Source organism: Alteromonas sp. 5NW40-0090 (assembly GCF_057552975.1).
On the sequence record NZ_BAAJLT010000001.1, the window covers coordinates 341072 to 362762 of the forward strand.

Genomic DNA, 21691 nt, shown 5'->3' on the forward strand with positions numbered 1-21691 from the left:
CTAAACAACGCCTTCAAACTCGAATGCCGCTTCAATGAGCGGCATCCTATATAAAACACATTTATTTAACAATAGTGTTAACTGGCTTTTTTCTCTTTCGGAGGGAAAAGCGGGGAAAACAACCCTAGGGATTTAGCTTTTTCCACAAGCGCCATGATATCCATTTCAGCTAGTTCGAAGAGATGGTCAAACTCAGGCAGAATGTAATATAAAGGCTGCATAATATCGATGCGATAAGGTGTTCTAAGCGCATCAATAGCAGTAAGCGGGTTACGCAATGGGGTGTCGCTGTCCAATGCGTATATGGTTTCGCCAGGTGAAGATAAGATGCCGCCGCCATATATCTTAAGTTCATCCCTCGCGCGCACCAATCCAAACTCTACGGTGAACCAATAAAGACGAGCAAGATAAACTCGGTCTTCTTTGCTGGCAGCAAGGCCCAACTTTCCGTAAGTGTGAGTAAAATGAGCAAATGCTGGATTAGTTAATAACGGACAATGGCCAAACACTTCGTGAAAGATATCGGGCTCTTGCAGGTAATCAAATTCTTCACGAGTGCGAATGAAGGTGGCAACAGGAAATTGCTTATTCGCCAGTAATCTGAAAAATTCGCCAAAATTAATTAACGCAGGCACTTCTGCTGTTTGCCAACCCGTTTTCTCCATCAGTACTTTGTTGATGTCGGGTAGCTGAGGGATTTCCTTTTCATTTAACTTCAACAAATCAAGCCCGTTCAAGTATTCTTGGCACGCTCTCTCTTTCACCAGCGGAATTTGTCTCGCATAGAGTTCAGACCAAATTTGGTTCTCTTCGTCTGACCAATGGATAATGCCATTTTCGTCAGATTGTCTCGACTGGTATTGCGTTGATTTTGGCATAACTTCTGTAACCAATAAGAGTTAAAAACTTGCCTATCAGTCTAATGAAATTCGTGACGTCGAAAAGTGTAAGCCCTTACGAGCGACTCGATTTTGCTGTAACAGGAATTTTACAAAACCAAGTAAACGCGTTGTTTTATATAACAAAAAGCCGCTCATTACGAGCGGCTTCATTCAACTTTGCTTGTTGCGCCATCGCCAATTAAAGACGACTAATTTCTTTATTAAGTTGGTATTCGCGAGACGTTACATATGTTTCCATTTTGCGAAGACGGACTTCGGCTTTTTCAAAGCGATTACGAATATCATGAAATGCTTGCTTAGGTGGCTCACCCGCTTGCCACACTTTCGTCTTCACTTCGACTTTTGAACTTTTTACCTGACCACCGTTGGGATTTGTCCATCCCTTCCCCTTTGAAAAAACAGGTTGTGCTGGTGCATTTTTCAACCCAATGGGCTTCTTATCAAGAATGAACCAAGCTGCGATATAAGCAACAAAGATGAAAGGTCCAGCCAACAAAAAGAAACCTGTTACTACTAAAATTCGAACTAACCAGGTTTCAAGGCCAAAATACTCGGCTACCCCTGAACAGACGCCTGCGATCCTTGCATTCTCTGGATTGCGATAGAGCTGTTTACCATTTCTCATGCTCTATTCCTCCACTCAGGCGCCTCACTATCCAAAATGGCCTCTAATGTCTCAATTCGCTCACTCATTTTCTCAGCTTTCTCGGCCAGATCTTGTAAGGAAGCATGCTCTTCTGCACTCAGTCCTTGGTTGACCTGCTTTTTACTGCGGTAGTGTAAAATTAGCCATATGGGAGCTACAAATATTGAGAACACCACAAGGGGCATAACCAACATTGCAATTGTACCTTCATCCATCTCAATCTCTCCTACAAACTCTGATGTAACTACCCCCCTTGCGGTTTAACATCAGGAGGGTACAACCTATTCTTATTATTCTGATTTTTCAGTGCTTTTATTCGCACTTTTAACTTTCGCTTTCAGCGCCGCAAGTTCGTCTTCCACTTTATCGCTAGCTTCTAACTCGGCAAACTCGTCTTGCAGTGTCTTTTTACCTAAATCATAGGCTTCTACTTGGGATTCAAGGTCATCGATCTTACGCTCGTACTGCTCAAACCGTCCCATCGCGTTATCAACTTTAGAGCTATCTAGCGTCTTTTTCACTTCAAGACGTGAGCTAGCGGTTTTCTGGCGCATAATAATCGCTTTCTGACGACTCTTGGCATCCGCAAGCTTTTCTTGAAGCTGACCAATTTCATCCTGAAGTTTGCTGATTTGTTCATCAACAATGGTCAGTTCTTTACTTAGTGCGTCGGCAGCTTCTGCAGACTTTTTCTTTTCTTGCAGTGCAGCACGTGCTAAGTCTTCTCTGTCCTTACTTAACGCAAGTTCTGCTTTCGCTTCCCAGTCACTTGCATCGCTTTCATACTTCGCAATTTGATTCACAATTTCTTTTTTATTGGCTAAGGTTTTTGCAGATGCAGAGCGCACCTCAACCAATGTGTCTTCCATTTCCTGAATGATTAATCTAACCATTTTCTCAGGATCTTCTGCCTTATCTAAAAGCGCATTAATGTTCGAATTCACAATATCTGTAAAACGCGAGAAGATACCCATAATAATTACCTCTTGCTAAAAATGGTAAGTGTTAAAAACACCACACTTGATAAATAGGTTACCCTTGGTAAACATAGTATTCAATATACTTGCCAACTTTCCGTCGATGCTAACCTACTATTTTTTATACATTTTTCACGCAACCAAATAATACTCGTTTATCAATTTATTTTGTTCTACACTATTAATTGGTCGAAATGACTAACTTTTGAGGGATTTAATGAGTAGGTATCGACAGCAAGATAATTTGCTTGGTCAAGCGAATAGTTTTCTAGAAGTTCTAGAGCAAATTTCACAGATTGCACCGCTAGACAAGCCTGTGCTTGTTATAGGCGAGCGAGGCACAGGTAAAGAGCTGATAGCGGCCCGACTCCACTTCCTCTCGAAGCGCTGGGATCAAAACTACATTAAACTAAATTGCGCAGCGTTAAGCGAAAGTTTATTAGAGAGTGAGCTTTTCGGCTATGAGGCAGGCGCGTTTACTGGCGCGTCAAAGCGTCGTGAAGGCCGTTTTGAAGTCGCTCATAACGGTACCTTGTTTTTGGACGAACTTGCCAACACATCAGGCCTTATTCAGGAAAAGCTGCTGCGTGTCGTTGAATACGGTGAATTTGAGCGCGTTGGTGGCAGCAAATCAGTAAAAACTGATGTTCGCCTTATCGCAGCGACAAACGAAGATTTACCGGCTCTTGCTGACGCTGGTGAGTTTCGCGCTGACCTTTTGGATCGACTTGCGTTTGACGTTATTACTATCCCTCCTCTTCGTGAACGTCGTGAAGACATCATGATGTTAGCTGAAAATTTTGCTATTAATATGGCCCGCGAAATGGAGATGGAGTTATTTAGCGGATTTACCGAGAAAGCCAAACGCACGCTATTAGATTATGATTGGCCTGGTAACATTCGGGAGCTCAAAAATGTAGTCGAACGAGCGGTTTACAGAACCAACAACCCTCATCTTCCAGTACATGAAATAGTGCTTGATCCTTTCGAGTCTGTCTATCGTCCAAAGAGCAGAGTAAAAACAAACGATAGAGTGAGCACATCAGACTCGGTTAGCAAAAAAGTACAGACAGACATACCATTTGTCAGCGAGCGGACAGAAAATGTTGACGTTACTCCGCTTGCCTCAGCCCCAAAGCAAGAAATTGTTGAATATCCCATTGATTTGAAAGAACGCTCTCAACAACACGAGATAGATATGATAAAACAGGCACTTGCTGATAGTCAGTTTAATCAAAAGAAAACCGCAGAAAAATTGAGCCTAACTTATCATCAGCTACGAGGCTATCTCAAAAAATATAACTTATTAGATTCTTCCGCTGAAAACGTTGAGGCGTAAAGCATGTCCCATGGTTTGGTAACGCGTTTGTCATTGTGTTTATGTACGGCGCTTCTAGTAGCATCTTGTGCTAAACAGAATAAGCAAGCGTTTTACAATACAGGCATCATTTACTGCTCTGAAAGCAATCCAGTTACTTTTAACCCCCAGCTCGATACATCAAGTACTACCTCGGATGCCTCGTCTCACCAACTGTACGATAGACTGCTCGATTTCGATCCAGGCTCTGGTCGCATTGTACCAAGCCTAGCGAGTAGTTGGTTAGTAAGCGATGATGGACTCACCTATGCTTTTCAGCTTCGCAAAGACGTTTGGTTTCACAAAACAGGCTATTTCGAACCAACGCGGAATTTCAACGCCGACGACGTTATTTTTAGTATAAACCGATGGCGTTTGCGTTCGCATCCTTACCACTATGTGTCAGGTGGGCGTTACCCGTATTTTGAAAGTATTGGTCTTGCTCAAAATATTGAATCGGTAGAGCGTGTCAACGGCTATCGCGTTGAAATAACGCTTAAACGCCGCGATAGCTCATTTTTATCAAATTTAGCCACAGACTTCGCCGTTATTTTGTCAGAAGAGTATGCCGACGCGCTTGCAAAGGCCGGTACACCGAGCCAAATTGACGAACTTCCCATTGGCACTGGACCATTTAAATTTTACAGCTATCGCAAAGATCACTTTATTAAGTATAAACGCCATGACAACTATTGGCGCATACAAGCAATGGAAGAACACACCAACGGCAACAGTGGCGTGACATCACAACCTCAGGGGGTGAGCGAAGAACAGAAGCGGGAAACGCCCGTGGTCGAGCAACTCATTTTTGATATAACCCCACGAAGCTCACTTAGATTGGCAAAGCTAATGACTGGGGAATGTGACGCAACAGCGTTTCCTGCACAAACCGAGCTTGAAGTGATCCGCACCGAAAGTGACCTGACACTAGCCGAAAAACCGGGCCTTAACATTGGCTTTTGGGCCTTTAACACCCAGCGACCACCATTTGATAACCCAGATGTAAGACGGGCACTCGCTGTCGCTATTGATAAGAACACCCTATTAGAAGCGGTGTATTTCGATAGCGCTACGCGAGCGAAAACATTGCTGCCTGCAGCAAGTTGGGCGTTTCAAAATGATGCTGATGACACGGCCTATAATCCGGTATTAGCGCGCAAATTACTGGCTGATGCTGGTGTAGCGCCTGGATTTTCAATGACGATATGGGCTATGCCTGTAGAACGCGCTTACAACCCAAACGCGAATAAAATGGCTGAGCTTATTCAGCGCTACCTTCGCGACGTTGGGGTAGAGGCCACTATTGTAAGCTACGATTGGACTACATTCAGGCGCCATCTTCAGGAAGGCCTGCACGATTCAGTATTAATTGGCTGGTCTGCAGATAACGGTGACCCTGATAATTTTTATCGTCCCCTTTTGAGCTGCGGCGCCATACCATCGGGCACAAACCGGGCGATGTGGTGTAACGACGACTATGATAAGCTGCTCAACGAAGCCCTTCAAACCGATGATATTGAAGAACGTACCGCTATTTATAAGCAAGTGAACCGTCTATTATACGAGCGTCTTCCCTTGGTACCCATTGCCCATGCTTATCGCTATCAAGCATACAGAAATGAATTACAAGGCATGACGATAAATCCCTTCGGTGGTGTGCGTTTTGGCGGGGTAGAAAAAACACTGTGATCCAGATTCTCGTAAGATACTGTACTTTATTTATATTAACGCTTTTAGTGTTAACAATTATTTCGTTTTCACTCGCATACCTTTTCCCAGGCGACACCCTCGAAAACTTGACCGGGCTTGTGCCTCAAAACGAAATTCAGCGCGCTGCACTTGAAAAACAATTTAAGCTAGACCAGTCCTATGTTTTTCAATTTTTCTACTACGTGGGTAATCTACTGACGGGGGAATGGGGGTACAGCTTCACCTCTGGTCTGCCGCTTCGAGAAGAAGTGGGCATTGCCATGCCCGCCACCATAGAATTAGCAACATATGCGATGTTAATGGCTTTGTTCATTGGAATACCTTTAGGGTATTATGCCGGTATTCGCTGTTATTCAACGTCTGATCATTTAATCAATAGCACGAGTATTACTACCTATTCTTTCCCCGTTTTCTGGTTTGCGTTACTGCTAATTCTCATATTTAGTTTGCAATTAGACGTGGCACCACTATCTGGTCGCATAAGTTTGATTTACGACATAGACCCAGTTACGGGCTTTATTCTGTTTGACGTTTTACTGTCAAATATCGAAAACAAATCTTTGGCATTTAAAGATGCCCTATCGCATCTAGCACTGCCTACATTTGCGATTGGTGCCATTACCACCGCTTCAATGATTCGCATAACCAGGCGCTCTGTGATAGATGTCAAGCATCGACCATACATTGCTGCTGCAGTGTCACGCGGGCTTTCTAGCTGGCAAATATTCTTTCGTCATATTCTCCGTAATGCGCTGCTTCCTATTTTACCGTTAATGGCCATTCAAATTACTACGCTTATAACAAATGCTATGATTGTTGAAACCCTATTTTCATGGCCCGGTATTGGCAATTGGTTGATTCAAGCCATTTATCAACGAGATTACCCCGCTCTGCGTATCGGCATGATGACGGTATCTACGGTGGTGATTACCCTAACTATCCTCGTTGATTTATTTAACCGTTTGATTGACCCAAGTAGAGAGAAATACGAACGTGCCACAGTTTAGTTTGTACGAAGAAGAATTTCATCCATCGCCGTGGCAAAGAACCTGGGCGTCGTTTAAAGCGAGCCACATTTCTATGCTCGGCTTAATCATGCTGGCGCTGTTTGTTGTATGTGCATTGTTCGCTCCTGTCATCACCCCCTATGATGCAATAGAGCAAAATATTGATGGGTTATTAATACCGCCAAGCTGGCTAGCCAACGGCTCCATTTCTCATCTTTTTGGCACAGACGCGTTGGGACGAGACTTGTTTACTCGTATTATCTATGGCTGCAGAACTACGTTAGGTTCAGCATTTATCACTGTTGTGCTTGCTATGTTAATGGGCGTGAGTCTAGGTACGCTCGCTGGCATGCTAAGAGGAGTGCGATCCAGTGTGGTTAACCATCTACTAGATGCACTCATGGCTATACCTACCCTCCTCATTGCCATTATTATCGTTGCTATATTGGGTACAGGCTTGGTCAACAGTATGTGGGCCATCACGCTGGCTTTAATTCCTCAGTTTGTGCATCACACGCGAAGCTTTGTGCGCGCTGAGATGAAGAAAGACTACATCGTGGCATCAACATTAGATGGCGCTAGCAAATGGCAGCTTTTCGTTCACTCTATTTTACCCAATATGACGGAAATGCTGGTTGTGCAGGGGACCCTTGCGCTTTCTATCGCGGTTATTGATATTTCAGCACTGGGCTTTTTAAATTTAGGGGCCCAATCACCGCTACCTGAGCTAGGCGTTATTCTAGCCGACGGGCTGGATGTAACTTACTTGGCACCTTGGAACGTAGCGGTCCCCGGCATGACGATATTTTTTATAGTGCTTTCCATTAACATTGTGGGCGATGGACTACGTTCTTCGCTTCGGAAAAGGGTGAGTTACTGATATGCCAATGCTTGATATTAAAAATCTCACCTTAGAAATGCAGAACGGTGAAGGCACAATAAAGGCCTTGGATAAGGTAAATTTGTCGGTAAGCTCGGGAGAGATCCGCGCTCTGGTTGGTGAATCTGGTTCTGGTAAAAGCTTGATTGTATCTGCAATCTGTGGAGCGCTGCCCAATCAGTGGAATTTAACTGCCGACCGCATGAGCTGGAATGGTGAAAACCTTTTAGGCATGTCGGTACAGCAACGCCGCGAAGTGATGCGTCGTGAAATCGCGGTAGTTTTTCAAAACCCGCAGGCTAGTTTGGACCCATCAGCAACGTTAGGCGAGCAACTCGAAGAAAGCATTCCTGATGAATTTGTTGAAGGTGGATGGTTTTGGCAACGAGCTCAGCACAGAAAGAAGATAGCCATAAGTACCGTACATAAGGTGGGAATAAAGCACCACAAGCATTACTTGAGCGCATTTCCTCATCAAATCCCTGCTGATATTGGTCAAAAATTTATGATCGCGATGGCGTTGGTATCTCAACCAAAACTGCTAATCGCAGATGACCCTACTCGAGGCATGGAGCCAACAACAAAAACACAGATATTGAAGCTATTTACGCGCCTGAATCAAACCCGTTCGCTATCTATTTTGTTTGTCAGCCATGATTTGCTGGCAATCGCAAGTATGTCTCATTCTATGACAGTGCTATACGCTGGACAAACCGTCGAATCTGGAAAAATGAAGCACATTAAGAAGCGCCCGCTTCATCCGTACACCAAAGCATTGCTAGATAGTGCACCGAGTTTCAGAAAAGATTTGCCGCCGAAGTCATTACTACCAACCTTAAGCGGCTCTATTCCAACGCTTCAACATTTACCTATTGGATGCCGATTGGGTCCGCGCTGTCCGCGCGCGCAACGAGCCTGTGTTCAAACTCCTGCAGTACGTAAAATTCATGACCATAACTATAGCTGCCATTATCCGCTTCATATGGAGAAATTGTAATGGATATTTTGCAGGTAAAAGATCTCACGTTTGTACATAACGAAAAGAAGCGATGGTTAAAGCGGCCTGAAGTATTCCAGCTTGGCCCGGTTAATTTGAGCGTTAAGCGAGGAGAAACTATCGCCATTATTGGTGAAAACCGTTCAGGTAAATCGTTACTTGCAAAATTACTAGTAGGTGCACTGCCGGCCGATGCGGGTGAAATCGAAATAAATACCCACAAGTATTTAGCTAAGTACCAGTCAAAAGATGGGCAGCGAAAACGCACTCACGACATTAGGATGATTCTGCAACACAGTGCTGAGTCGATGAATCCGGCTGTACCCGTTGGCAAAATTCTTGACGAACCTTTGCGTTTAAATACAGGGCTAAGTGAAGCCGAACGCAAACCAATTATTGAAGATATGTTGGTTAAGGTAGGGCTTTTACGCGAACACTATTACTTTTACCGTCATATGCTTTCTGATGGACAACAGCAGCGCGTAGCGCTAGCCAGGGCCATTGTATTAAAACCTAAAGTGTTAGTGGCTGATGAACCTTTTGCAGCACTAGACCCTACTATCCGTTCGCAAACCGTAAACCTTATTTTGCAGCTGCAACAAGAGTTGGGCTTAGCCTTTATTTTTATTAGCCACAATTTAGGGATTGTGCGTCACATTGCAGATAGAATTATCGTAATGGAAGGCGGCGAAATTGTAGAGGAAGGGAAGACCGAGACCATATTTAGATGGCCACAGCATACTCGTACTAAGAAGCTAGTAACCGCATACCAATCGCTAGTGCCTCAAAATACGATAAGATAAAACGCTAGCTTCCAATCTCATTAAACTTCTCTCACGCTGATTTAGCCTATGAAACTGAATGCGCTAACTATCTTCACTCTAGTCGACACCCTCTGCTGAAATAGTGCTAAAAATTTAAAAAAGGGGCAGTGAGATGCCCCTTTTTCTAAATGCGGTTGTAGGACCTACCCGACAAGTGCCAAAAGAATACCTGCGGCAACCGCACTACCTAGCACACCGGCTACGTTAGGTCCCATTGCATGCATTAGAAGAAAGTTATGAGGGTTAGCTTCTAGCCCAACCTTGTTCACCACTCTGGCTGCCATTGGTACAGCAGAAACGCCAGCCGCGCCTATTAGCGGGTTTATACTGCCACCCGACAGCTTACTCATTAGCTTGGCCATAAGTACACCCGCAGCTGTGCCTATACCAAAAGCGATAGCCCCAAGCCCCAAAATACCAAGGGTTTCAACCGTAAGAAACGCTTCGGCTGACAACTTAGAGCCTACGGCCAAACCAAGGAAAATAGTAACCGTATTGATGAGCTCGTTTTGGGCTGTTTTGCTCAACCTGTCTACGACGCCACACTCTTTCATTAAGTTACCAAAACAGAACATGCCGACAAGCGGCGTTGCGGCGGGCAAAAACAAGATAGTCATAAACAGCACAGCAAGCGGAAAAATAATCTTCTCTCGCTTTGACACAGGTCGAAGCTGCCCCATTTTTATCTCGCGCTCTTCTTTTGTAGTCAGCGCTTTCATTATGGGTGGCTGAATAATAGGCACCAATGCCATATAAGAGTATGCAGCGACCGCAATCGCGCCAAGCAAATCAGGCGCAAGCCTTGAGGCGAGGAAAATAGCCGTCGGCCCATCCGCGCCACCTATGATAGCAATGGCGCTCGCGTCCTTTAACGTAAACTCAAAGCCAGGTATAAGGTTTAACGCTATAGCGCCAAATAAAGTAGCAAAAATGCCGAACTGCGCAGCTGCGCCAAGCAACAACATTTTGGGGTTAGCAATGAGCGCACTGAAGTCAGTCATTGCGCCTACGCCCATAAAGATGAGCAGAGGAAATACCCCTGTATCTATGCCGATTTTGTATATGTAGTGCAGCAACCCACCTACTTCTGAAAAACCAGCAATAGGGATGTTAGTAAGCAATGCACCAAAACCAATGGGCAGTAAAAGCAATGGCTCAAACTTCTTAACAATGGCTAAGTACAGCAAGCCAAAACCTACCGCCATCATAATCAGCTGGCCGGCTTCAAAGTGCGCAAGCGCGGTACTATCCCAAAGTACCATTAACTTATCCATGTACTACCCCAATAAGATTAACGGTTGACCACTGGTTACGGCATCGCCTTCACCAACGGTAATGTCGGTAACAGTACCTGTAAATGCGGAGCGGATCTCTGTCTCCATTTTCATGGCTTCAAGGATCATCACCACATCGCCTTCTGACACGCTGTCGCCGTTTCTCACCAAGACTTTGAAGACGTTACCTGCAAGCGGTGCATCGATAGACTGTGAAGCGGTAGAGGCTGATGGCGCAGCGCTATTGGTTTGAGACTGTGCCTGCGCCTGAGAGCCAATAGCAGGTGTAACGCTCGTCAGCGTGCCTGAAGGTGCCACTTCTACGCGATACACTTTTCCATCTACGTTTACGTCGTAAGTTTCGTTCGCGGTAGCCCCTTGTGAGTTTGACTTGGCTTCAGCAGGCTTAGGCGCATTCAAGCTTTGCGACTCTTGCGCGCTAGGTGCAGGTTCAAACGCATCAGGGTTGCCGCGGTTTTCGATAAACTTAAGCCCTATTTGCGGGAATAAGGCGTAAGTCAAAACATCATCAATTTTATCGTCTGACAGCGATAGTTGCTTTTTCTCAGCCAGCTCATCAAGCTCTTTACTCAGCGTATCCAGCTCTGGGGCAATATTATCTGCAGGGCGGCATGTCACGGGTTCTGCGCCATCAAGCACACGCGCCTGCAATTCCTTGTTTACTGATGCTGCGGTAGCGCCATATTCACCTTTGAGAACGCCTGCGGTTTCTTTTGTAATGCTTTTGTAACGCTCACCGGTGAGTACGTTAAGCACTGACTGCGTGCCCACGATTTGTGAGGTTGGCGTAACAAGAGGAATGAACCCAAGATCTTCCCTTACCCGTGGAATTTCTTTTAACACTTCTTCGAATTTATCTTCAGCGCCCTGCTCTTTAAGCTGACTTTCCATGTTGGTTAGCATTCCGCCCGGTACTTGAGCCAAAAGAATACGTGCATCTACCCCTTTGAGACTGCCTTCGAACTTGCTGTATTTCTTTCTTACTTCCCTGAAGTAACTGGCAATTTCTTCTAGTTCGGGTAGTGCAATACCCGTATCGCGCTCTGTACCTTCTACGATAGAAACCATGGTCTCAGTTGCGCTATGACCATAAGTCATGCTCATTGAAGAAATAGCCGTGTCCAGCATATCAATGCCGGCATCGATAGCTTTTTGATACGTCGCCGTACTCAACCCTGTTGTGGCATGGCACTGCATGGCAATAGGTACATCAACCGTTTCTTTTAATCCGGTAATCAATGCCTCGCACTCGTACGGTTTTAAAAGCCCAGCCATATCTTTTACGCAGATAGAATGAACCCCTAGGTCTTCAAGCTGTTTCGCCATTTCGAGCCAAAGCTTAAGATTGTGCACAGGGCTTACCGTATAAGAAATTGTCCCTTGCGCGTGAGCGCCACTGTCTATGGTCGCTTTTACTGCGGTTTTCAAATTTCTAATGTCATTCATGGCATCAAAAATTCTAAATACATCTACGCCACTTTCGTGAGCACGCTCTACAAAGCGGGTGACAACATCGTCAGCATAATGGCGGTAACCCAATAGGTTTTGACCACGCAACAGCATTTGCTGTTTCGTGTTAGGCATGGCTGCTTTTAGCTTTCTGATGCGCTCCCAAGGGTCTTCCCCTAAATAACGAATACAGGCATCGAATGTAGCACCACCCCAAGACTCAACAGACCAGAAGCCAGCTTTATCTAGTTTTTCCGCTATGGGAAGCATATCTTCAATACGCATGCGCGTAGCAAGAAGGGATTGGTGGGCATCACGCAGAACCAGCTCGGTAAGGGCCAGAGGCTTAGACATGGTAACTCCTGATTAGGCTTTATTTTTTAGAATTTTGGCGATGGGTATGAATTGCGGCAGAAATAGCTGCGATAACGTTTCCGTCTATTCCTGGTTGTACCGCTTGATTGTTTCGACTCAAATTAGCTGAAGGCCCTTTTAAATTAGCTGAAGGCTCTGCTGTTTCACCGGGAAAGGCTTCACAAAATCGGGCAATGAGATGAATACCCACAATAAGAAGCCCTAAGAATGAGAAAACAAATACCATTCCTATAAGCATAAGAGACCCTGCTTCAAAGAGCAGGCTAGCGACGGATCCCGAATCCATATTCAATCCTGTTGTTATTTTGTACCTGAATAAGTATCACGTGGTTTTTCAAAACACAACAAAGCAGCATAAAAAACCACTTTAAAATGAATAAAACCCGCCAAAATGAAACTTAATGCATTATTCTTTAATAAATTTGCAACAAAAGCATATTTTAGGAATTAGCATAAGCGTTGCCGATGCCAGCAACCTGCGTTTACGTTCATTTATACTTACGCCTTAATGAAAGCCTATATTTTCCGTAAAGTCACTGTCTAGCTGTTTAGCGAAATCTTTCGCATGCATCGCCACTAATTCTAGCTGCATATGTCGTTCATCCTCAGGTACGTATGCAGGCACATTTACTGGACTTCCCTCACAGTCCACCGCCATAAAAGTTATAAAACAGCGATTTGCGACCGACGTGGTATTTTCCGTGGCGTTGCCCGATTTAACCACAACATAGATATGCATACTTGACGCACCAGTGTGTACCAACGATGCGGTTATCTCAACTAGCTGGCCTACTTTTATAGGTTTTATGAAACGTATGCCATTGGCAGACACCGTGACGCAGTAACATTTGGACCACTGCGCGGCACATGCATAGGCTGCTTGGTCAATCCATTTCATTACAATGCCACCGTGAACGTTACCGCCAAAGTTTACGTCGGTAGGTTCTGCTAAAAATCGAAAAGTAGTAGATGGATGTGCCATAGCGTACCCCGCACTTTACTGCTGTTAGACACATCAAGTTTAGCTTAAATTTTAGACAGCGCGTTTATACGAAAGTAGAGTTAACCAAAATTAGAAGTGTAGAAATGAAAAAGCCCACCTAAAAAGGTGGGCTTATCAATATGGCGCGTGTGGAAGGATTCGAACCTCCGACCGCCTGGTTCGTAGCCAGGTACTCTATCCAGCTGAGCTACACACGCGTAAACTTGTGTACTTTTGAATATTACCCCAAAAGGTGACGCTTTAAAATAAGTGGCGCGTGTGGAAGGATTCGAACCTCCGACCGCCTGGTTCGTAGCCAGGTACTCTATCCAGCTGAGCTACACACGCGCAAAACTTGTTGTTGGCCGTCACTGCCAACGAATAATGGCGGAGAGGGAGGGATTCGAACCCTCGATACGCGTATATGCGTATGGTTCCTTAGCAGGGAACTGGTTTCAGCCACTCACCCACCTCTCCTTGACTGCGGGGTGCATTTTACGGATTCATTGGCCTGAGTCAAACCTTTTTTATAAAGAAATTGTTCACCCGCTGCCATTTTAAACGATTCGAGCAAAAAACCAGTAATTTGTTCGCAATACAAGCAATTAAACCGATTTTTATTTAACGATGCTCGTTAATTTGCATTTGAATATGCGCAGCTTCATTGCAGTTTTAACTGACCCGCCTTAATAATTTAGTCAATTTTTCAAAAATAATATCAAAAAGTTTTGAATTTATTTGTTTATAACCAAGTACGCTGATTCGTATTACTTACTTAAGTTATTTAAAAACGCTCCAAAACCTCGAATAAAGCGCCAAATATCTCGATGAAAAAACCGTCCAACCAGAAGGCATAGTACAAGAAAAAAGCTGTGCACGACCCAGAAAATTAACTTGCTCGTTAGCGCAAGACATCACAGCGTCATTTCTGTCGAAATAGACCAGAAACAATAGACTTGCGCTAAAGCCCGATAAGATTTACTCACTTAAAACAAAAAAGGCCAGCGTAAGCTGACCTTTTCCTATGAAGCGTATTATGCAATTATTCTGCAGAGCCTGGCTGACCGCCTTTTTCTGCTTGAATGCGCATGTATATCTCTTCACGGTGCACAGAAACTTCTTTTGGTGCATTCACACCTATACGTACCTGATTCCCTTTTACACCTAGTACGGTAACGGTCACATCGTCACCTACCATAAGCGTTTCACCAACTCGACGAGTCAAAATAAGCATTCTCTTGCTCCTGTTCCTTAATACTGAACATCATCCATTAAGATTTGCCAACCCATCGGCACGACCCGATGGAAGCGACAGTGATTCCATGTTTCTGCGTCACTTCAAAAACTCACTGTTATACACAAAAATAATTATAGCTTATCTTGTAACCAAGCGTTAACCGAATCTAGCGCCTGCCCCAAGTTTTCAGGCTGATCACCACCTGCCTGTGCCATATCAGGGCGACCGCCCCCTTTGCCACCTACTTGTGATGCGACAAAGTTAACTAGCTCGCCCGCTTTAACTTTACTAGTGAGGTTTTTAGTAACGCCAGCAATAAGATTCACTTTCGCGTCATTAGCCACACCTAATACTACGATCCCTTCGCCAATTCGGTTTTTAATGTCATCCATCATTGAACGCAATGACTTCGCTTCAACACCTTCCAAATTAGCAATAAGAACTTTAACGCCATTTATCTCTACTGCATTACTAAGCATATCAGCACCTTGCTGACTCGCCAGTTTTTGTTTCGCAGAATTGAGCGCTTTTTCTAGTTCTTTAGTCTGATTTTGTAGAGAAACTACACGATCAAGTACATTTTGGCTGTCTGTTTTTAATAACGCAGACAATGAAGACAGTGTCGCTTGTTGGGTTTGCACGACTTCAAGTGCGTGTTCTCCAGTAACTGCTTCGATACGTCGAACGCCCGATGCAATACCCGCTTCACTGGTAATTTTAAACAAACCAATGTCACCAGTACGCGTTACGTGAGTACCGCCACATAACTCAACAGAGAATGGCCCCATGGTTACCACGCGAACTTTTTCGTCGTACTTTTCACCAAACAACGCCATAGCGCCTGATGCTTTGGCTTCATCCAAATCCATAAGTTCAGTTGCCAACGTGTGGTTTGCACGTATTTCTTGGTTAACTCGTCTTTCAATCTCAGCAAGCTGCTCAGCCGTTACTGCCTCGAAGTGCGAGAAGTCAAAACGCATGCGAGGCGCTTCAACCAATGAACCTTTCTGGGTTACGTGCTCACCTAGAATTTCACGCAGGGCTGCATGGAGTAAGTGCGTAGCACTGTGATTCTTTTTAATGGCTTCACGATTTGCTGCATCAATCGCTGCGGTTGCCGTATCACCTTTAGATACCGAACCTTTAGCAATACCTTTGTGTGCAAACGCATTACCCATTTTTTGGGTGTCAGTAACAATGAATTCACCGTTTGCCACGCGAAGCACACCTTTATCACCTGCCTGACCACCGCTTTCAGCGTAGAACGGTGTGCTGTCTAATACCACAACGCCTTCTTGACCGTCTTCAAGCTTCTCAACAAACGCATTGTCGGCAATAAGTTCAACCACATTCGCCTGGCCTTCTACATCGGTGTACCCAGTAAATGAGGTTGTGTGGTCAATGGCGAGTTTACTATTGTAGTCTGCACCAAAGTTGCTAGCCTGCTGTGCACGGGCACGCTGTGCTTGCATAGCAGCTTCAAAACCTTCTTCGTCAATCTTAAGGTCGTGCTCACGTGCTACATCATTGGTTAAGTCAGTAGGGAAACCATAGGTGTCGTAAAGCTTGAACACTACGTCACCCGGCACTGTGTCGCCTTCTAGGGTTTCTAATGTATCGTTTAGGATAGCCATACCACGGGCTAACGTTTTGCTAAACTGCTCTTCTTCAACACGTAGTACTTTTTCAATTACCGGTAGCTGGTCTACAAGTTCTGGATATGCTTCACCCATTTCTTTGGCAAGTGATGCTACAAGCTTATAGAAGAAAATATCGTTTGCGCCAAGCTGATAGCCGTGGCGAACAGCGCGACGAATAATGCGGCGTAATACGTATCCGCGCCCTTCATTCGATGGCATAACGCCATCGCAAATTAAGAAGCTGCACGAACGAATGTGATCGGCGATAACCCGTAGCGATTTATTTTCTAAATCTTCGCTTCCAACAATTGATGCTGCTGATTTGATCAAGTTTTGGAAAAGGTCGATCTCGTAGTTGCTGTGCACGTTTTGCAAAATAGCTGAAATACGCTCTAGGCCCATACCGGTATCGATTGAAGGCTTAGGGAGTGGCTCCATAGTACCGTCAGCTTGTTTGTTAAACTGCATAAATACCAGGTTCCAAATTTCGATAAAACGGTCGCCGTCTTCTTCTGGTGTTCCCGGAGGACCACCCCAAATGTGCGCGCCGTGATCGTAAAAGATTTCAGAACAAGGACCACATGGACCGGTATCGCCCATAGACCAGAAGTTATCTGACGTGCTAATGCGAATAATCTTTTCTTTTGGAACACCAATATAGTTTTCCCAGATGTCGAAAGCTTCGTCATCTTCAGAATAAACGGTAACTAGCAGCTTTTCTTTTGGCAAACCAATTTCTTTGGTCAGGAAATTCCACGCAAACTCTATCGCTTCTTTTTTGAAATAATCGCCAAAGCTGAAGTTACCCAGCATTTCAAAAAAGGTATGGTGACGCGCAGTGTAACCTACGTTCTCAAGGTCGTTATGCTTACCACCTGCGCGAACGCAGCGCTGAGAGGATACCGCACGGGTATAGCTGCGTTTTTCCGCACCTAAAAAACAGTCTTTAAACTGGTTCATGCCCGCGTTAGTAAAAAGAAGTGTGGGATCATCTGCCGGAACCAGTGACGAGCTCGCCACCGCTTGGTGGCCATGGCTTTTAAAATAATCGATAAACTTGTTACGTAAGTCAGCAGTTGATAATGTCATTGAAAACCTAACTTCCTTTATTCTATTTTTGAAACGTGCGATTTGCCTGTTCTAATGAGCTTTATAATCGGGGCAGTTTGCGAATACGCAATACGCTTATCCTCGCTATAATTCTCTGGATAATTAAAATGCACACAAATTTGCGCAACAATACCATGGATAACGCAATTTTGTTAAGTGTAACGGGGGGAAGATAGGCTCAAATTTCACTTTAAGTAGACGAAAATAGCCAGTATTCATAAAACAAATCGCCAACGGCATCTATTTGTCGATAAACATGAGCGTAATCCAGCCATTTTAGCTAGATTCGTTTGCGCTTACGGCATATTCAATGTGATCTTGGTAAAAGCCACGATATTGAAGAAATTGTTTCTGCTTTTGTCTCAACGCGAATTCGTTTTCATAAAACTCGCCAAACTTTTTCTCTTTTACCTTTTTAGCACTTTCAAACCAGTCAGCGTCAATCTCTCTCATTGCGTGTTCTGAAGTACTTTCATCTACACCGTATTGCTGTAAGTCTAATTTAATCGCGCGGGGTCCCTTTCCTTTTAAGTACAGTGCGCGAGCTCGGCTTTCTGCAAATCTAGCATCGCTTTGGATATCAGCATCCTTGAATTCCTCCAGAATAGGCATGAAAGCATCACTCGCTATTCCCTTCTGCTGCAACTTTCGCATAATCTCGTTAAAGCTATGCTCTCGTCGTGCCAGCATGCGAGTAATCGCGTCGGTAATGATTTTTCGGTCAAACTCTGACATTTTTGTAAACTTACTCTTCTGTATTAAACGTAGAAACCGCGTTATTTTAGCGTTAAATACTCGTACATTGCGACTATCTAACGTTTTACGCACTTAACTTCTACATGATGTAAACCGCATGACAGCATCTGACTATCGCATAACAATAATAGACTCGATTGAACAGTTCTCTAAGGAGCGCTGGCAATACCTCGCAAAAGAAGCGGGTCCTTTCGTTTCTTATGAATTTTTACATGCTTTAGAACGCAGCGGTTCGTGCAGCAATGAATCTGGGTGGCAGCCTTGCCATATTGCTATAGCGCATAGGCAGCATGAGGCTGTTAATCTCGTTATTCCCGGCTACCTGAAAACTCACAGCTACGGCGAATACGTTTTTGACCACGCGTGGGCTAATGCTTATGCACAGCACGGTCTCGACTATTTTCCGAAATGGATATCGGCTATCCCCTTCACCCCCGTGACAGGTTCTAGACTACTTTGTGATGAGCACATTGCGCTTACTCCATCGCTTTTAAGTGAACTGGAAAACACATTGACAGCCTATGTAGAATCCGTATTTGGTGAGGCTTTATCTTCATTTCATTGGCTATTTCCCAATGAAAGTACCTCGGCTCAACTCATTGGCAAAGGCGAGCCTGAGGCCAGTGAGTTAGGCGAAGAGTTGCCTAGTGGCCAGTTCAAAGTTCAACCCCGTTCTCCCAACCACTACCTGACCCGATACGCGGTTCAGTTTCAGTGGCATAACTACGGATATGGTGATTTCGACGACTTTCTTAACGCGCTTACCTCCCGCAAAAGAAAAGATATCAAGAAAAGTCGACGCAAATTGAGCGAGCAAGGGGTCCGCTTTACCCATCATACCGGCGATGAGATTAGCACTGAGACCCTGAAGTTTTTCACAAAGTGTTACAAAGCTACCTATTTAAAACGAAGCGGTCACGTGGGATATTTAAATGATGCGTTCTTTGAGCAGCTTGTCGAGAGCATGAGCGATAACATGCTTATCGTTACGGCAATAGAGAATGAGGTAGCAGTAGCCAGCGCCCTCTTTTTCTACGATGATACAGGACTGTATGGCAGATACTGGGGAGCGCTGAAAGAAATAGACGGGCTACATTTTGCCTGCTGTTATTTTGAAGGCATTGAATTCGCCATTGAGAAAAAACTATCGATTTTTAATCCCGGTACCCAAGGTGAACATAAAATACTTCGAGGCTTCGAGCCCATTTATTGCCGTTCTCATCACAAATTACAACATCCGTCGTTTCACACTGCTGTAGCAGACTTTTTACAGCGAGAAACGCCACATATCGCAAGCTATTTTAATCAGGCACGGAATGCTTTACCGTTTAACAAGGAATTTGTGCCTACTTTAAAAACAACGAGTGTCACTGCACCTAACGACGACACTTATAATCACAACGAGAAAAACGATGAAATATAAACTTCTTGCCGTAGCGATTGCGGCATCTTTGGGACTTGCTGGTTGCGGTCAGCCTGAAAAAGCCCAAGAACAAACCAGCAATGTTGAAGCGCCAGAAATGAAAGGCGAAGCGGAACTAGGCTCTTTCGGCGTAGACTTAACCGCTCGCAATGAAGCGGTAAAACCTGGTGATGACTTCTTCATGTACGCAAGCGGTACATGGTACGACAACTACGAACTGCCCGCTGACAAAACTCGCTACGGCGCGTTTACTGGTCTTGCAGAGCGCAGTGAAGAGCAAGTTAAAAACATCATTGATGGGCTAATGGAAAAGTCTTCGCTAAATGCAGAAGAAAAGCTTGTTCACGACTTTTTCGTTGCTTATATGGATACAGATACCATTAACGAAAAAGGTATTGAGCCAATTAAAGACGTACTCACGTCTATCGATAGCATTGAAAACAAAACTGACCTAACCAAAGCATTTGGTAATAGCTGGTTAGTCGGCTCAACCACGCCAATTGGCGGCGGTATGTGGTACAACCGCCTTGACCCAAATGAATATCAATTAAGTGTTGGTGTTGGTGGTTTAGGCCTTCCTGATCGCGACTACTACCTGAGCGATAGCGAACGTTTTGTTAAAATTCGTGAAGCGTATGTAGCGCACATCGAGCAGATGCTTAATTTTGCAGGTGAAGAAAACGCAGCTGAAAAAGCAGCGAACATCCTTGCCCTTGAAACACAAATTGCAGAAATTCAGTGGCCTCGCGAAAAACGCCGTGACCGCGATCTTACTCTTAACCAGATTGAACGTAGTAAGCTGTCTGACGAGTACCCTGGCTTTGATTGGGATACCTATTTTGCTCAAACCGGTTATAAGGTACCTGAGCTTAATATTACACAGCCTGAGCCAGTAAAAGACGTTATTAAGATTATTAACGAAGCTGATCTCGCTGATTGGAAGTCGTACTTGAAGTACCACACTATTTCAAACAATGCGGGCTTCCTATCTGAAGACATCTACCTAGCCAACTTTGACTTCTTTGGTCGTACATTAAGCGGTCAGCAAGAGCCTCGTCCTCGTTGGAAACGCGCGGTTAGTCAGATGTCTGGTACTGAGTCACTGGGTTTTGCAATCGGCAAGATTTACGTAAACGAATACTTCCCAGAAAGCTCAAAAGAGCAGATGGCAGAGCTGGTTGAAAACTTGCGTACAGCACTCGGTGAGCGTATTGAAAACCTAGACTGGATGAGCGAAGAAACTAAGGTAAATGCAAAAGAAAAGCTAATGGCATTTAACCCTAAAATTGGCTACCCAGACGAATGGCAGTCTTTCGACGGCGTAACCATCAGCGACAAAGACTTAGTTGGCAATGTTCGCAACCTACGTACATTCTTCCAAGACCAGTCGGTAGAACGTGAGCTAGAGAAAACGGATCGCAATCGCTGGGGTATGACACCGCAGCGCGTTAATGCCTACTACAATAGCTCGTTCAATGAAATTGTGTTCCCAGCGGCTATTTTACAACCGCCATTCTTCGATCCTAATGCCGATGCAGCTGTTAACTACGGTGCTATTGGTGCGGTAATCGGCCACGAGATGGGCCACGGTTTTGACGATCAAGGTTCTAAGTCTGATGCCAACGGTATTCAGCGCAACTGGTGGACCGATGCCGACCGTGCAGCATTTGAAGAAAAAGCAGACATGCTAGCCGAGCAATACAGTCAATACGAGCCTATCGAAGGTAACTTCGTTAACGGTCGCAACAGCCTAGGTGAGAACATTGGCGATGTGGGCGGTTTAGCTATGGCCTATCACGCTTACAAGCTTAGCCTTAACGGCAAGGAAGCGCCGGTAATTGACGGTCTGACAGGCGATCAACGTTTCTTCCTTGCTTGGGCACAAGTGTGGAAAGAAAAGCGCACCGAAGAAAGCATGCTGAACCAACTTCGCGCAGGTACACACGCACCAGGTCGTTATCGTGCACAAGCACCAAGAAACCATGATGCATGGTATGAAGCGTTTGACGTGAAACCGGGTGATGCCCTTTACCTTGCGCCAGAAGAGCGTGTAAGAATTTGGTAACTCGTTGAGTGCACAATTTTGTGAGCCATACATTGGCTCACTACGCTAAATAGCATAAA

The 21691-nt window shown here is 44.8% G+C and carries 19 protein-coding genes and 3 tRNA genes; 8 read left to right on the plus strand and 14 right to left on the minus strand.

The genetic code is table 11. From position 1 onward, the window contains the following. Positions 1-77: 77 nt before the first annotated feature. The 4 genes from phhA to pspA form a co-directional block, all read right to left on the minus strand. Positions 78-878, minus strand: coding sequence for a phenylalanine 4-monooxygenase (phhA, locus tag AC27KT_RS01480; RefSeq protein ID WP_487126783.1), 801 nt, complete (start codon positions 876-878; stop codon positions 78-80). Positions 879-1080: 202 nt separating this feature from the next. Next, positions 1081-1527: an envelope stress response membrane protein PspC gene (gene pspC / locus AC27KT_RS01485; RefSeq protein WP_039222982.1), complete on the minus strand. Its 447-nt coding sequence runs from the start codon at positions 1525-1527 to the stop codon at positions 1081-1083. Then, positions 1524-1763: an envelope stress response membrane protein PspB gene (gene pspB / locus AC27KT_RS01490; RefSeq protein ID WP_014948683.1), complete on the minus strand. Its 240-nt coding sequence runs from the start codon at positions 1761-1763 to the stop codon at positions 1524-1526. The genes pspC and pspB overlap by 4 nt, the downstream gene beginning before the upstream one ends. Before the next feature lie 75 nt (positions 1764-1838). Next, positions 1839-2522 (minus strand): phage shock protein PspA, encoded by a 684-nt coding sequence (pspA, locus tag AC27KT_RS01495; protein WP_487126786.1) that lies wholly within the window; start codon positions 2520-2522, stop codon positions 1839-1841. Positions 2523-2742: 220 nt separating this feature from the next. On the opposite strand from pspA, the gene pspF reads away from it, so the two are divergent. The 6 genes from pspF to AC27KT_RS01525 are packed head-to-tail and all read left to right on the plus strand — an operon-like array spanning position 2743 to position 9279. Continuing rightward, on the plus strand, positions 2743-3864 hold the full coding sequence (gene pspF, locus AC27KT_RS01500) for a phage shock protein operon transcriptional activator (protein WP_487126788.1): 1122 nt from the start codon (positions 2743-2745) through the stop codon (positions 3862-3864). 3 nt (positions 3865-3867) lie between these two features. Continuing rightward, positions 3868-5571 carry an ABC transporter substrate-binding protein gene (locus tag AC27KT_RS01505; RefSeq protein ID WP_487126790.1) on the plus strand — a complete coding sequence of 568 codons (1704 nt, stop codon included), beginning with the start codon at positions 3868-3870 and terminating at the stop codon, positions 5569-5571. A 47-nt stretch (positions 5572-5618) separates the two neighbouring features. Further along, positions 5619-6599 carry an ABC transporter permease subunit gene (locus AC27KT_RS01510; RefSeq protein WP_487126792.1) on the plus strand — a complete coding sequence of 327 codons (981 nt, stop codon included), beginning with the start codon at positions 5619-5621 and terminating at the stop codon, positions 6597-6599. After that, on the plus strand, positions 6586-7479 hold the full coding sequence (locus AC27KT_RS01515) for an ABC transporter permease subunit (protein WP_487126794.1): 894 nt from the start codon (positions 6586-6588) through the stop codon (positions 7477-7479). The genes AC27KT_RS01510 and AC27KT_RS01515 overlap by 14 nt, the downstream gene beginning before the upstream one ends. Before the next feature lies 1 nt (position 7480). Beyond that, positions 7481-8476: a peptide ABC transporter ATP-binding protein gene (locus tag AC27KT_RS01520; protein WP_487126796.1), complete on the plus strand. Its 996-nt coding sequence runs from the start codon at positions 7481-7483 to the stop codon at positions 8474-8476. After that, positions 8476-9279: an ATP-binding cassette domain-containing protein gene (locus AC27KT_RS01525; protein WP_487126798.1), complete on the plus strand. Its 804-nt coding sequence runs from the start codon at positions 8476-8478 to the stop codon at positions 9277-9279. Before AC27KT_RS01520 ends, AC27KT_RS01525 begins: the two co-directional genes overlap by 1 nt. 164 nt (positions 9280-9443) lie before the next feature. Here the strand turns inward: AC27KT_RS01525 and AC27KT_RS01530 are convergent, their stop codons facing one another. From AC27KT_RS01530 to AC27KT_RS01575, 10 genes are all read right to left on the minus strand, one after another. Further along, positions 9444-10574, minus strand: a complete 1131-nt coding sequence (locus tag AC27KT_RS01530) for a sodium ion-translocating decarboxylase subunit beta (protein ID WP_487126800.1) — start codon at positions 10572-10574, stop codon at positions 9444-9446. Positions 10575-10577: 3 nt separating this feature from the next. After that, positions 10578-12398 (minus strand): sodium-extruding oxaloacetate decarboxylase subunit alpha, encoded by a 1821-nt coding sequence (gene oadA, locus AC27KT_RS01535; RefSeq protein ID WP_487126802.1) that lies wholly within the window; start codon positions 12396-12398, stop codon positions 10578-10580. Positions 12399-12417: 19 nt separating this feature from the next. Further along, positions 12418-12705 carry an OadG family protein gene (locus AC27KT_RS01540; protein WP_061485071.1) on the minus strand — a complete coding sequence of 96 codons (288 nt, stop codon included), beginning with the start codon at positions 12703-12705 and terminating at the stop codon, positions 12418-12420. A gap of 219 nt (positions 12706-12924) precedes the next feature. Continuing rightward, positions 12925-13401 (minus strand): acyl-CoA thioesterase, encoded by a 477-nt coding sequence (locus AC27KT_RS01545; RefSeq protein ID WP_487126804.1) that lies wholly within the window; start codon positions 13399-13401, stop codon positions 12925-12927. Between the two features lie 141 nt (positions 13402-13542). Further along, a tRNA-Arg gene (locus AC27KT_RS01550) sits at positions 13543-13619 on the minus strand. Positions 13620-13672: 53 nt separating this feature from the next. Then, positions 13673-13749, minus strand: a tRNA-Arg gene (locus AC27KT_RS01555). A gap of 37 nt (positions 13750-13786) precedes the next feature. Then, positions 13787-13878: transfer RNA gene (locus tag AC27KT_RS01560), tRNA-Ser, on the minus strand. Between the two features lie 565 nt (positions 13879-14443). Next, positions 14444-14635, minus strand: coding sequence for a carbon storage regulator CsrA (gene csrA, locus AC27KT_RS01565; protein ID WP_012517705.1), 192 nt, complete (start codon positions 14633-14635; stop codon positions 14444-14446). A 134-nt stretch (positions 14636-14769) separates the two neighbouring features. Continuing rightward, a complete protein-coding gene (gene alaS / locus AC27KT_RS01570) occupies positions 14770-17367 on the minus strand; it encodes an alanine--tRNA ligase (protein WP_487126807.1) in 2598 nt (865 codons plus the stop codon). A 297-nt stretch (positions 17368-17664) separates the two neighbouring features. Beyond that, a complete protein-coding gene (locus AC27KT_RS01575) occupies positions 17665-18123 on the minus strand; it encodes a regulatory protein RecX (RefSeq protein ID WP_487126809.1) in 459 nt (152 codons plus the stop codon). A 118-nt stretch (positions 18124-18241) separates the two neighbouring features. Between AC27KT_RS01575 and AC27KT_RS01580 the strand changes: the two genes are divergently transcribed. Together AC27KT_RS01580 and AC27KT_RS01585 are read left to right on the plus strand one after the other, a co-directional pair. Further along, entirely contained in the window at positions 18242-19567 is a 1326-nt protein-coding gene (locus tag AC27KT_RS01580; protein ID WP_487126811.1) for a GNAT family N-acetyltransferase, read from the plus strand. Continuing rightward, a complete protein-coding gene (locus AC27KT_RS01585; RefSeq protein ID WP_487126813.1) occupies positions 19557-21632 on the plus strand; it encodes a M13 family metallopeptidase in 2076 nt (691 codons plus the stop codon). The genes AC27KT_RS01580 and AC27KT_RS01585 overlap by 11 nt, the downstream gene beginning before the upstream one ends. Positions 21633-21691: the final 59 nt, after the last annotated feature.